Source organism: Aminiphilus circumscriptus DSM 16581 (assembly GCF_000526375.1).
In the GTDB taxonomy this organism is placed as follows: Bacteria; Synergistota; Synergistia; order Synergistales; family Aminiphilaceae; genus Aminiphilus; species Aminiphilus circumscriptus.
On the sequence record NZ_JAFY01000001.1, the window covers coordinates 82,213 to 96,053 of the forward strand.

At 66.0% G+C, this 13,841-nt stretch carries 4 protein-coding genes; all 4 read right to left on the bottom strand.

Features of this window, described 5'->3' with window-relative positions; translation table 11 throughout:
• Positions 1-4: 4 nt before the first annotated feature.
• On the bottom strand, positions 5-3,199 hold the full coding sequence (locus tag K349_RS0100315; protein ID WP_025745617.1) for a right-handed parallel beta-helix repeat-containing protein: 3,195 nt from the start codon (positions 3,197-3,199) through the stop codon (positions 5-7).
• A 467-nt stretch (positions 3,200-3,666) separates the two neighbouring features.
• On the bottom strand, positions 3,667-6,264 hold the full coding sequence (locus K349_RS19410) for a right-handed parallel beta-helix repeat-containing protein (RefSeq protein WP_025745619.1): 2,598 nt from the start codon (positions 6,262-6,264) through the stop codon (positions 3,667-3,669).
• Positions 6,265-6,731: 467 nt separating this feature from the next.
• Positions 6,732-10,049, bottom strand: coding sequence for a right-handed parallel beta-helix repeat-containing protein (locus K349_RS0100335; RefSeq protein WP_025745621.1), 3,318 nt, complete (start codon positions 10,047-10,049; stop codon positions 6,732-6,734).
• A gap of 672 nt (positions 10,050-10,721) precedes the next feature.
• Entirely contained in the window at positions 10,722-13,730 is a 3,009-nt protein-coding gene (locus tag K349_RS0100350) for a right-handed parallel beta-helix repeat-containing protein (protein WP_025745625.1), read from the bottom strand.
• Positions 13,731-13,841 lie beyond the last annotated feature (111 nt).

A 13,841-nucleotide genomic window follows, 5' to 3' on the forward strand; every position in this document is an offset into this window, starting at 1 on the left:
AGCTTTAGCGCTGCAGCAGCAGGGCCAGCGGAACGACCAGAAGGAGCAGCACGGGAAGCGCGCCGCCGAAGACGCCGTTTCCGCCCCCCGTCCCGGTGTCGCATCCGCCGCCGCCACCTCCGCCCGTGCCGGTGGGCCCGCCCGTGGGCGCCTCGCCCCGGACCACTTCCACCACCGCGGCGAGATTCGGCAGAACGCGCCCCGCCTCAGGGTCGCCGTCGGTGGCCCCGCCGTCCGCAATGGCCACCCGCCAGGTCTCGGTGGTGGCGCTGCGGCGGAAGACCGACGTGCCCTCCTCCCGGGGCAGCACCGTGTACCCCGTGGGGTTGCCCTGGTCGTCGAAGGTGCGGGCCAGCAGGAACACCGTTGACGAATACCCCTCCGCCATCGCTCCCGTGGTGACCTCCAGCAGCAGGACCAGCTCCGTGACGCCCGGATCGAGCTGGGCCAGAACGGAGAAGAAACGCACCAGGTCCAGGTTGTACTCTCCCGCCGCAATGGCATCGGGGTCGAACGCAAGCACCTGTGAGAGAAGGGCGAAAGAGGCGAGAACCTCCTCAAGTGTTCCCGGATCCGTGATCTCCACAGGCCCCGCGAGAATCGTCCCTCCCGACAGGAGCGTCAGGGTGAGCGTCACCTCCGGCAGAGGGATGTCCGGGTCCGGCGAGGGGAAGGGCGACGGCGTGGGACCGCCCGTCGGCGTGGGCGTCGGCCCCGAGGTGGGTGTTGCCGTCGGCTCCGTCGGTGTCACCGTCGGTGCTGCTGTGGGCGTCGGTGTCGCCGTCGGTCCGGAGGTGGCGTCGAAACTGGCGGCGATGGTGTGGTCCGCCGACACACCGAGGAACGTGTAGGTCGCTACGGCGCCGGCGGAGGCGCCGTCCACGGTGACGTCGTCCACGGCGTAGCCCGCGTCGGGGGAAATGGTGAAGATCTTGTCCGAGCCCTCATGAACCGTCACACTTCCTGCGGGAGCAATGCTGCCCCCCGGGCCCGCCGAAGCGGTAATCGTCCAGGCCCGGATGAAACTGGCGGCGATGGTGTGGTCCGCCGACACGTCAAGGAACGTGTAGGTCGTTGCAGTGCCTGCGGAGACGCCGTCCACGGTCACGTCCGCCACGGTGTAGCCCGAGTCCGGGGTGACCGTGAAGGTCTGGTCCGCGCCGGGAAGGACAAACACGTTGCCAGCGGGAGCGATGATCCCGTTCGCGTCCGCCGAGGCGACGATGGTCCATTTCCTGGCGAAGCGGGCCGTGACGTGTTTGTCCTCGCTCATGGTCACGGTGGTCACGGGATTCGTCCCCGAGGCGTCGCCGCTCCACTCCGCAAAGTACCAGGGGTTTACGGCGTCGGCGGAGAGGGTCACCGCCGTGCCCGCCGTGTACTCCCAGGTGGTGTCCGGCGTCAGCGTCGTGCCCGCGGGGTTCCGCGACACGGTTCCGTCACCCGAGACGGTGATGGAAAGGAGCTTGCCGAAGGTGTACTCGTAGGCGCCGATGTCCACGCCCGCGCCCTGGGGGCGGGACACGCCGCGCTGGTCCGTGGCGGGGGCGCCCGTCGCCGTGCCCGCGTTGACGGCGGAGCTGGCCGCGGAAATGGCGCAGGTCTTGGTCGTTCCGCCGTTGTCCGCCGGAGCGCCGAGGTTCGGATCGGTGAGGACGTTTCCTGTGCCCGCGTAGCCCCCCTGGACCACACTGTAGGTCACGGTGGTGGTGTGTCCTCCTCCCGTGGAGATCTCTCCGTCGGAGACGTTCCAGAGGATGCAGTTCGTGGCGGTGACGGTGCCGCCCATGTTGTGCAGACCCTTGCCGTTCGTTGCGGCGTTGCCCGCGAGAGTGCAGTTGACGAGAGACGTGGTGGCGCCGGAACTGCAGACGCCGCCGCCCTCGCCCGCGCTGTTGTTCGCGAAGGTGCAGTTGACGAAGGAGGACGTGCGGCCGACGTTGAACACACCGCCGCCGCTGTTGGTGACACTGTTTTCCGAGAAGGTGCAGCCCGTGACGGTGGAGGTGCCGGTGCCCGCGTTGTACATGCCGCCTCCGCCGCTGCCCGCGGCGGTGTTGCCCGTGAAGGTGCAGTTTGCGACGGTGGGGGTGCTGCCCTCCGTGTTGTGCATGCCGCCGCCGGTATCCGTTGCGGTATTTCCGGAGAAGGTGCAGTTTGTGACGGTGGGACTGCTGCTGCTGTAATTGTACATACCGCCGCCGTTTGCGGCGCTGTTGTTCGAAAAGGTGCAACTGCCGATATCCGGAGTGGCGCCGCTGCCGGTGTTGTACATGCCACCGCCGGCGCCTGTCGCAGTGTTTCCGGAAAAAGTGCAGTTTTCGATGACGGGGTTGTTGCCGTTGTTGTAGAGTCCACCACCGTTGGTGCCTGCATGGTTATTCAGAAAAGAGCAATTTGTGAGATGGGGGCTGCAACCGCTGTAGTTGCGCATGCCTCCGCCGTGGGTATTCGAACTGTTGCCTGAGAAGGTGCAGTTTGTGATGGCGGGATTGCTGTTGTTGCGATTGCACATGCCGCCGCTATAATTCGCTGCATTGCCGGAAAAAACACAGTTTTCGATGGTGGGGCTGCCACCATCGTTGATCATGCCGCCCGCGTACCCGCTTGTTCTGCTGTCTCCGGCGGTGACGGTGAATCCGTCGAGGACAGTGGTGGACGTGGTGCCGCTGCCCGTGACCACGGTTTTGCTGTTGGTGCCGACGATCTGGCCGACGGTGGAGGTGACGCCGTTCACCTTGCCCGTGTCGTCGTTCGCCAGGTCTCCCGTGAGGACCGTGACGTTGGCGCTCGGGTTTCTGTCTGCGCGGGCCGTCTCGGTGCCAAAAAAGCCACCGTAGAGGGCGACGCCGTCCTTGAGGGTGAAGGTGGCTTCTTGCTCGGTGGTGGTGACGCTTGACGGATCTGCGGGAATTACAGGGCGGTAGGCTCCCTTGGCGACCCAGAACTCGTCCCCCGCGTCGGCGCTCTGGATGGCGGCGGGGAACTCCGCCTCGCCGAAGGCGTTTGCCCAGCTCGATCCGTTTTTTGCTCCCGCGCCGCCCGGCGTGACGTACTTCACCGCCGCCTCGGCGGCGGAACCGGAAAGGGCGGATACCGGAAGACCGGTCATGCCGAGACCGAGAGAAAAGAGCAGCGTCAGCACGCCGCCGAGAAGTGTGAAGGCCGCCTTTTTCGGGAAGGAGGTGCTGTGGTTCATGGTTTTTTCTTCCTTTCCTCTTCGTCTGGATGGCTCTTCGGGGCGCTTTCGGCTCGAAGAGCCATGCGTGCTGCAATGAAAGAACGAGCGACGATGCGAACGAACGGCTTCCTCGCTTTCGGAAATGCCCGGTGCATGACTCCCTTGTGCGGGAAAAGGCGGTTGCCCTTGTTCTATGCATAACGATGTCTCGATTGAACCAAATTGGAATATACACCTTGACACGCTGTCAATGTCAAGGAGGAGATCAAAATTTCTGTCACATGACATTCAGGAGAATTCAAAAAGAAACGCAAAAACGGAGTGTCCGCATGGTTGAGAACAGTACGTCGTGGACACGAAGGCGAGGAAGAACGGGGAGGTGTCCGTTCGGTTTGAAAGCCGGCGGTGCAGTCGAAAAGAGTGGCGCCGGGACAAACCGTCCCGGCGCGCTTGTCTGATCGCCTGTGTGTGGTGCGGTCGCTTCTTTAGCGCCTCAGCAGCAGAACCGTCGGAACGACCAGAAGGAGCAGCACGGGAAGCGCGCCGCCGAAGACGCCGTTTCCGCCGCCGGCTCCGGTGTCGCATCCGCCGCCGCCACCCGAGGGAGCCGCGGTGGGCGTGGCGCCAAATCCGGCCGCGACGACCACCGCGGCGAGGTTCGGCAGAACGCGTCCCGCCTCGGGGTCGCCGTCGGTCCCGCCGCCGTCGGCGACGGTCACCCGCCAGGTCTCCGCTGCGGCGCTGCGGCGGAAGACGGAGGACCCCTCCTCGCGGGGCACCACCTCGAAGCCCGTGGGGTTTCCCTGGCCGTCGAAGGTGCGGGCCAGCAGAAAGACCGTCGCCGGATAGCCTGGGGCGGGCTCTCCCATGGAGATCTCCACGAGGAGCGTCAGCTCCGTTATGCCCGGGTCCAACTGGGCGAGCAGGGAGAAGAAGCGCACCATGTCCAGGTTGTACTGCCCCGCCGAAACGGCGTCGGGGTCGAAGCCCAGCACCTGCGCGAGCAGGGCAGGGGAGGCGAGGAGCGCCTCCGGCTCGTCCGGGTCCGTGATCTCCGTCGGTCCCGCGAGGACCGTTCCCCCCGACACGAGGGTGAGGGTGAGCGTCACCGGCGGCAGGGGAATGTCCGGGTTGGGGGCGGGAAAGGGCGAGGGCGTTGGGCCGTCCGTGGGCGAGGGCGTCCCGGTGGGCGATGGAGGAGAGGTGGGGGCGGGAGTTCCCGTCGGTTCCGGAGCGGGCGTCGGGTTGGCGGTGAAGGTGGCGGCGATGGTGTGGTCCGCCGACACGCCGAGGAAGGTGTAGGTCGCGGCGGCGCCGGCGGAGGCGCCGTCCACGGTCACGTCGGCGATGGTATGGCCCGCGTCGGGGGTGACGGTGAAGCTCTGGTCCGCGCTGGGAAGGATGAAAACATTGCCCGCGGGAGCGATGGCCCCTCCCGTGCCCGCCGAGGCGGTGATGGTCCATTTCCGGGCGAAGCGGGCCGTGACGCGTTTGTCCCCGCTCATGGTCACGGTGATCACGGGGTCCGTCCCCGAGATATCGCCGCTCCATGCGACGAAATACCAGGATGCGGCGGCGTCGGCGGAAAGGGCCACTCCGTCGCCCGTGTCGTAGGACCACTGGTTGCTCCACGTGCCGAAGGGAGTTCCTCCGGGCGTTTGCGTCACCGTCCCTGAGCCCTCGGTCTCCACGGCGAGGACCTGTTTCCCCGCCCAGTACTCGTAGGCGCCCATGTCGAAGCTCGCGCCCTGGGGGCGGGATGCGCCGCGCTGGTCTGCGGTGGGGGCGCCCGTAGCCGTTCCCGCGCCGAAGGCGGCGCTGTCGCCGGAGATGGCCATGGTCTCGGTGACGCCGCCGTGCCATGCCAGGGAGTCGAGCATCGGGTCGGCGGTGGTGTTCCCCGTGCCGGCCACGTCGGTGACGGAGTAGGTGACGACGGGCGACGAACCGGATACGTTGACGATCTGGCCTCCGGTGCCGCCGGTGCCCCAGAAGATGCAGTTGGTGACTGTCGGGCTGCTGAGGGCGTTGTATATGCCGCCGCCGCTGCTGGCGGCGGCGTTTCCCGAGAAGGTGCAGTTGATGACGGTGGGGCTGCTCACGCTGTTGTATATGCCGCCGCCGTAGGAGCCGGCGGTGTTTCCCGAGAAGGTGCAGTTGGTGGCTGCCGGGCTGCTGCTGGAATTGAGCATGCCGCCGCCGTAGGTGGCGTTGTTTCCTGCGAAGGTGCAGTCGGTGACTGCCGGGCTGCTGCCGTTGTAGTTGCACATGCCGCCGCCGACGTTGGTGGTGTTTCCCGCGAAGGTACAGTTGGTGACTGTCGGGCTGCTCCCGTTGTTGAACATGCCGCCGCCCTGGGCTCCGGCGCTGTTTCCCGAGAAGGTACAGTCGGTGACGGTCGGGCTGCTGCCGGTGTTATACATGCCGCCGCCGGCGGTGGCGGTGTTTCCCGAGAAGGTGCAGTTGGTGACGGTCGGGCTGCCGTTGCTGCTGTACATGCCGCCGCCGTTGCCTCCCGTGCCGCCGCTTCCCGCGGTGACGGTGAAACCGTCGAGCACGGTGGCTGACGTGGTGCCGCTGCCCGTGACCACGGTCCAGCTGTTGGTGCCGACGATCTGGCCGGCGCTGACGGTGACGCCGTTCACCTTGCCCGCATCGTCGTTCGCCAGGTCTCCCGTGAGGACCGTGACGTTGGTTTTCCAGTTCCGGCCGCCGCGGGTCGTCTCCGTGCCCGCGAAGCCGCCGTAGAGGGCAACGCCGTTTTTGAGGGTGAAGGTGGCGGCGGTGGCGTTCGTCACAGAGGGGCGGTAGGCTCCTGCGGCGACCCAGAACTCGTCCCCCGCGTCGGCGCTTTGGATGGCGGCGGGAAGCTCCGCCTCGCCGTAGGCGTTGTCCCAGCTCGAGCCGTCCTTCGCTCCCGCGCCGCCCGGCGTGACGTACTTCACCGCCGCCTCGGCGGCGGAACCGGAAAGGGCGGATACCGGAAGACCGGTCATGCCGAGACCGAGAGAAAAGAGCAGCGTCAGCACGCCGCCGAGAAGTGTGAAGGCCGCCTTTTTCGGGAAGGAGGTGCTGTGGTTCATGGTTTTTTCTTCCTTTCCTCTTCGTCTGGATGGCTCTTCGGGGCGCTTTCGGCTCGAAGAGCCATGCGTGCTGCAATGAAAGAACGAGCGACGATGCGAACGAACGGCTTCCTCGCTTTCGGAAATGCCCGGTGCATGACTCCCTTGTGCGGGAAAAGGCGGTTGCCCTTGTTCTATGCATAACGATGTCTCGATTGAACCAAGTTGGAATATACACCTTGACACGCTGTCAATGTCAAGGAGGAGATCAAAATTTCTGTCACATGACATTCAGGAGAATTCAAAAAGAAACGCAAAAACGGAGTGTCCGCATGGTTGAGAACAGTACGTCGTGGACACGAAGGCGAGGAAGAACGGGGAGGTGTCCGTTCGGTTTGAAAGCCGGCGGCGCAGTCGAAAAAAGTGGCGCCGGGACAAACCGTCCCGGCGCGCTTGTCTGATCGCCTGTGTGTGGTGCGGTCGCTTCTTTAGCGCCTCAGCAGCAGGGCCAGCGGACCGGCCAGAAGGAGCAGCACGGGAAGCGCGCCGCCGAAGACGCCGTTTCCGCCCCCCGCTCCGATGTCGCATCCGCCGCCACCGCCACCGCCGCCGCCTGTGGGTGCCTCGCCCCGGACCACTTCCACCACCGCGGCGAGATTCGGCAGAACGCGCCCCGCCTCGGGAGCGCCGTCGGTGGCCCCGCCGTCCGCAATGGCCACCCGCCAGGTCTCGGTGGTGGCGCTGCGGCGGAAGACCGACGTGCCCTCCTCCCGGGGCAGCACCGTGTACCCCGTGGGGTTGCCCTGGTCGTCGAAGGTGCGGGCCAGCAGGAACACCGTTGACGAATACCCCTCCGCCATCGCTCCCGTGGTGACCTCCAGCAGCAGGACCAGCTCCGTGACGCCCGGATCGAGCTGGGCCAGAACGGAGAAGAAACGCACCAGGTCCAGGTTGTACTCTCCCGCCGCAATGGCATCGGGGTCGAACGCAAGCACCTGTGAGAGAAGGGCGAAAGAGGCGAGAACCTCCTCAAGTGTCCCCGGATCCGTGATCTCCACAGGCCCCGCGAGAATCGTCCCTCCCGACAGGAGCGTCAGGGTGAGCGTCACCTCCGGCAGAGGGATGTCCGGGTCCGGCGAGGGGAAGGGCGACGGCGTGGGACCGCCCGTCGGCGTGGGCGTCGGCCCCGAGGTGGGTGTTGCCGTTGGCTCCGTCGGTGTCACCGTCGGTGCTGCTGTGGGCGTCGGTGTCGCCGTCGGTCCGGAGGTGGCGTCGAAACTGGCGGCGATGGTGTGGTCCGCCGACACACCGAGGAACGTGTAGGTCGCTACGGCGCCGGCGGAGGCGCCGTCCACGGTGACGTCGTCCACGGCGTAGCCCGCGTCGGGGGAAATGGTGAAGATCTTGTCCGAGCCCTCATGAACCGTCACACTTCCTGCGGGAGCAATGCTGCCCCCCGGGCCCGCCGAAGCGGTAATCGTCCAGGCCCGGATGAAACTGGCGGCGATGGTGTGGTCCGCCGACACGTCAAGGAACGTGTAGGTCGTTGCAGTGCCTGCGGAGACGCCGTCCACGGTCACGTCCGCCACGGTGTAGCCCGAGTCCGGGGTGACCGTGAAGGTCTGGTCCGCGCCGGGAAGGACAAACACGTTGCCAGCGGGAGCGATGATCCCGTTCGCGTCCGCCGAGGCGACGATGGTCCATTTCCTGGCGAAGCGGGCCGTGACGTGTTTGTCCTCGCTCATGGTCACGGTGGTCACGGGATTCGTCCCCGAGGCGTCGCCGCTCCACTCCGCAAAGTACCAGGGGTTTACGGCGTCGGCGGAGAGGGTCACCGCCGTGCCCGCCGTGTACTCCCAGGTGGTGTCCGGCGTCAGCGTCGTGCCCGCGGGGTTCCGCGACACGGTTCCGTCACCCGAGACGGTGATGGAAAGGAGCTTGCCGAAGGTGTACTCGTAGGCGCCGATGTCCACGCCCGCGCCCTGGGGGCGGGACACGCCGCGCTGGTCCGTGGCGGGGGCGCCCGTCGCCGTGCCCGCGTTGACGGCGGAGCTGGCCGCGGAAATGGCGCAGGTCTTGGTCGTTCCGCCGTTGTCCGCCGGAGCGCCGAGGTTCGGATCGGTGAGGACGTTTCCTGTGCCCGCGTAGCCCCCCTGGACCACACTGTAGGTCACGGTGGTGGTGTGTCCTCCTCCCGTGGAGATCTCTCCGTCGGAGACGTTCCAGAGGATGCAGTTCGTGGCGGTGACGGTGCCGCCCATGTTGTGCAGACCCTTGCCGTTCGTTGCGGCGTTGCCCGCGAGAGTGCAGTTGACGAGAGACGTGGTGGCGCCGGAACTGCAGACGCCGCCGCCCTCGCCCGCGCTGTTGTTCGCGAAGGTGCAGTTGACGAAGGAGGACGTGCGGCCGACGTTGAACACACCGCCGCCGCTGTTGGTGACACTGTTTTCCGAGAAGGTGCAGCCCGTGACGGTGGAGGTGCCGGTGCCCGCGTTGTACATGCCGCCTCCGCCGCTGCCCGCGGCGGTGTTGCCCGTGAAGGTGCAGTTTGCGACGGTGGGGGTGCTGCCCTCCGTGTTGTGCATGCCGCCGCCGGTGTCCGTTGCGGTATTTCCGGAGAAGGTGCAGTTTGTGACGGTGGGACTGCTGCTGCTGTAATTGCACATACCGCCGCCGTTTGCGGCGCTGTTTCCTGAAAAGGTGCAGCCTGTGACGGAAGGGCTGCCGCCGCCGTTGTAGATGCCACCGCCGACGTCGGAGGTGGCATTGTCCGCGAAGAGACAGTCGGTGACGGAAGGGCTGCTTCCGTCATTGAACATGCCGCTGCCGCCGCCCGTCGCAGTGTTCCCGGAGAATGTGCAGCCCGTGACGGTGGGACTGCCACTGCCGTTGTACATGCCACCGCCACCGCCGCCCGCGGCGTTGTTCCCCGTGAAGGCACAGTCCGTGACGGTGGAGGTACCGGTGCCTGCGTTGTGTAGACCGCCGCCGTAGCCACCCGTCGCGGTGTTCCCGGAGAAGACGCAGCCGGTGACGGTAAGGCTGCTGGTTCCGTCGCTGCCCATACCGCCGCCGCCGAAGCCGGTCCTGTTTCCCGAGAAGGTGCAGTTCGTGACGGTGGGGTTGCCGCTGTTGTTGTACATGCCACCGCCATAATCGGCGGTGTTCCCTGCAAAGGTGCAGTTGGTGATGGTGGGGCTGCCGCCGTTGTTGCGCATGCCGCCGCCGTCTCCCGTGCCCGTGTTGCTTCCGGCGGTGACGGTGAATCCGTCGAGCACGGTGGTGTCCGTGATGCTGTTGTCCGCCGTGACCACGGTTTTGCTGTTGGTGCCCTGTATCTGGTCGGCGCTGACGGTGACGCCGTTCACCTTGCCCGCATCGTCGTTCGCCAGGTCACCCGTGAGGACCGTGACGTTGGCGCTCGGGTTCCGGCCCGTGCGGGCTGTCTCGGTGCCCGCGAAGCCGCCGTAGAGGGCGACGCCGTTTTTGAGGGTGAAGGTGGCGTCGGCGTCGTTTGTCACAGCGGGGCGGTAGGCTCCTGCGGCGACCCAGAACTCGTCCCCCGCAGTGGCGCTCTGGATGGCGGCGGGGAACTCCGCCTCGCCGTAGGCGTTTGCCCAGCTCGATCCGTTTTTTGCTCCCGCGCCGCCCGGCGTGACGTACTTCACCGCCGCCTCGGCGGCGGAACCGGAAAGGGCGGATACCGGAAGACCGGTCATGCCGAGACCGAGAGAAAAGAGCAGCGTCAGCACGCCGCCGAGAAGTGTGAAGGCCGCCTTTTTCGGGAAGGAGGTGCCGCAGGTCATGTGGTTCGCTTCCTTTCCTCTTCATACGCACGCTTTTCGGACCGGTTCCGGCTCGAAGAGCCGTGCGTGCTGCAATGAAGAACAAATGACGACGCAAAATGGCTTTCCCGCTTTCGGCCGTGCCCGGTGCGTGGCTCCGTTGTGCGGGAAAAGGCGGCTGTCCTTGCTCCATGTATAACGATGTCTCGATTGAGGCCGGTTGGACTATACACCTTGACACTGGGTGAATGTCAAGATGCCTTTTGTGTAAAGCATTCGAAAGAAATGAAAAAAGGCGGCGCAGAAGACCGTGGACACGAGGGCGAAGGTGAAGGCAAAGGCAAGAGAAGAGGAAGAGCACGGAGGGTGTGCTTCCATATCGAGCAGGCGACGACGCTCCGGGGCGTCCACAGGACGTCCCGCGCCATTTTCATGGCCTGTACTGTCGGGTTTCCTTGAAAGGCACCTTGTCGCGGCAAGAGTTTTTCTCCGGGGGGTGCTCTTTTCGCACCCCCCGGAGTGTCGGTCACGTCGAAGGCTGATGGAGTGCTTCGCAACGAAGGCGTTTCGCAACCAAAAGTACTTCACAGCGAAGATGCTTCAAGGGCCTTTCCTGGATTTCCGAAAGTTTCCTTTTCTCCGCGCTCCTTCCACCTCTTCTTCCTCTCGTCCGAGTACGCGTGGCCGTTTCTTCTAGCGCTGCAGCAGCAGGGCCAGCGGAACGGCCAGAAGGAGCAGCACGGGAAGCGCGCCGCCGAAGAAGCCGTTGCCGCCGCCGGCTCCGGTGTCGCATCCGCCGCCGCCACCGCCGCCGCCTGTGGGTGCCTCGCCCCGGACCACTTCCACCACCGCGGCGAGATTCGGCAGAACGCGCCCCGCCTCGGGAGCGCCGTCGGTGGCCCCGCCGTCCGCAATGGCCACCCGCCAGGTCTCGTCGGTGGCGCTGCGGCGGAAGACCGACGCGTCCTCCTCGCGGGGGAGAAGCGTGAATCCCGTGGGGTTGCCCTGATCGTCAAAGGTGCGGACCAGCAGAAAGACCGTCGCCGAATAGCCCGGAGAGACGCCCCCCATGGAAATGTCCACGAGGAGCGTCAGCTCCGTTACGCCGGGATCGAGCTGCGCCAGGATGGAGAAAAGCTCCGATGCCTCCCGGTTGTACATTCCCGCAGCGACCGCCTCGGGGGCGAAGTCGAAGAGTGCCTCGAGCAGGGAGGGAGCGTCGAAGAGACGTGTCAGGGCTTGCGGATCGGTGATGAACACGGGTCCCGCGATGACCGTTCCCCCCGACACGAGGGTGAGGGTGAGGGTTATCTCGGGCAGGGGAATGCTCGGGTCCGGCGAAGGAAAGGGCGACGGCGTGGGACCGCCCGTCGGTGACGGCGTCGCCGTCGGGTCCGGCGGTGTCGGCGTCGCCGTGGGTGCGGCGGTGAAGGCGGCTTCGATGGTGTGGTTCGCCGTCACGTTGGGGAACGTGTAGGTCGTTGCGCTTCCCATGGAGACACCGTCCACGGTGACGTCCGCCACGGCGTAGCCCGCGTCCGGAGTGACCGTGAAGGTCTGGTCCGTGCCCTCCGGCACCGTCACGTTTCCCGCGGGAGCGATGGTTCCGCCGGGGCCCGCCGAGGCGGTGATGGTCCAGCCCCGGACGAAGAGGGCGGTGACGCGCTTGTCCCCGTTCATGGTCACGGTGGTCACGGGGTTCGTCCCCGAGACGTCACCACTCCATGCCGCGAAGGACCAGGGTGCGGTGGCGGCGGCTGTCAGGGTCACCATCGTGTTTGTGTCGTAGGACCACTGGTTGCCCTGTGTGCCGAAGGCACTTCCCGGGGATGTTCGCGTCACTGTTCCGGAGCCCTCGGTCTCCACGGCGAGAATCGCCTTTCCCGCCCAGTACTCGTAGGTGCCAATGTCCACGCCCGCGCCCTGGGGGCGGAAGACGCCGCGCTGGTCCGCGGAGAGGACGGTGACAGTGGTTCCGCCGATGGTGTGCACTCCCGTGCCCAGCCCCGCATCGAGGGCGGAGCTGCCTGCGGGGAGGGCCATCGTCTCGGTGACGCCGCCGTGCCACGCCAGGGGGCCGAGATTCGGGTCGATGGTGATGATGTCCGTGCCCACGTAGCCACCCCGGACCACGCTGTGGGTCACGGTTGCGGAGCCGGAGCCCGTCTCGGAGATTTCGTCCGCGGCGGAGGCGTTCCAGAAGATGCAATTGGCGATCGTGGGACTGCTGTCCGTGTTGGCCATGCCGGCGCCCTCGCTCGCGGTGTTTCCGGAGAAGGTGCAGTTTGTGACGACGGCGTCGCTGCTGTCGTTGACCATGCCGCCGCCGTCGCAGGTGGTGGCGCTGTTCCCCGAGAAGGTGCAGTTGGTGACGATGGGGTTGCTGCTGAGGTTGACCATCCCGGCACCGCCATAGTCGGTCGCGGTGTTTCCGGAGAAGGTGCAGTTTGTGACGACGGCGTCGCTGCTGTCGTTGACCATGCCGCCGCCACCGCTCATGGCGGTGTTTCCTGAGAAGGTGCAGTCCGTGACGGTGACGACGGTGCCGTTCATGTTGACCATGCCGCCGCCGTCCATCTCAGAAGCGGAATTTCGTGAAAAGACGGAGCCCGTTATCGTGACGGTGCTGTCCGAGTTGATCATGCCGCCACCACTGCTCATGGCGCTGTTTCCTGAGAAGGTGCAGTCCGTGACGGTGACGACGGTGCAGCTCAGATTGACCATGCCGCCGCCGTCAGCCACAGGAGCGGAGTTTTGCGAAAAGACACAGTCCGTGGCGGTGACGGTGCTGCTCGCGTTGACCATGCCGCCCCCGCCGTAGAAGGCGCTGTTCCCCGTGAAGATGCAGCCCGCGACGGTGACGGTGCTGTTCATGCTGAGCATGCCGCCGCCGAGGGTTGTGGAGGTGTTTTCCTCGAAGGTGCAGTCGGTGATTTTGGGGCTGCCGCCGTCCGTGACCATGCCGCCGCCGTAGAGGGCGCTGTTCCCTGAGAAGGTGCAGTCGGTGATGGTGGGGCTGCCTCCGTCGTTGAAGATGCCGCCGCCGTAGGCCAGGAGAGTGGTGTTTCCCGCGAAGGTGCAATTGGTGATTTTGGGGCTGCCGTCCGTGTTGACCATGCCGCCGCCCTCTCCCGCGGTGTTTCTTCCGGCGGTGACGGTGAGACCGTCGAGTACGGTGCTGTCCGTGATGCTGCTGTCCGCCGTGACCACGGTTTTGCTGTTGATGCCCCGTATCTGGCCGGCGCTGAGGGTGACGCCGTTCACTTTGCCCACATCGTCGTTCGCCAGGTCACCCGTGAGAACCGTGACGTTGGCGCTCCAGTTCCGGTCCGCGCTGGCAGTTTCGGTGCCGGAAAAGCCGCCGTAGAGCGCCACGCCCTCCACAAGCTCGAAGGTGGCGTCGGCGTCGTTTGTCACCGAGGGGCGGTAGGCGCCCTTGGCGATCCAGAACTCGTCCCCCGCCGTGGCGCCCTGAATGGCGGCGGGGAGCTCCGCCTCGCCGAAGGCGTTGCCCCAGCTCGATCCGTCCCGTGCTCCCGCGCCGCCCTGCGTGACGTACTTCACCGCCGCTTCGGCGGAAGCGGTGCGGAAAACGCTGTGCCAATCCGGTGTTCCCACCCCGAGGCAGAGAAAAAGCGCCAGAAAAATTCCCGCAGCCACGAATCTCATGTTTCCATAATGTGGATCTTCGCTGTGCTGCATGCAGTATCTCTCCCTCGTCGTCGGTTGTGTGCGGGGTGTTTGCGTGCGCACTCCGCCCGGCAGTGCGATGCACTCCATTTCTTTGGACATGCTAAACCCTGACACGCTGTC

Bases quoted from the DNA above. Each gene is read 5' to 3' on its own strand.
- K349_RS0100315 (WP_025745617.1), bottom strand. From the start codon at position 3,199: ATGAACCACAGCACCTCCTTCCCGAAAAAGGCGGCCTTCACACTTCTC.
- K349_RS19410 (WP_025745619.1), bottom strand. From the start codon at position 6,264: ATGAACCACAGCACCTCCTTCCCGAAAAAGGCGGCCTTCACACTTCTC.
- K349_RS0100335 (WP_025745621.1), bottom strand. From the start codon at position 10,049: ATGACCTGCGGCACCTCCTTCCCGAAAAAGGCGGCCTTCACACTTCTC.
- K349_RS0100350 (WP_025745625.1), bottom strand. From the start codon at position 13,730: ATGCAGCACAGCGAAGATCCACATTATGGAAACATGAGATTCGTGGCT.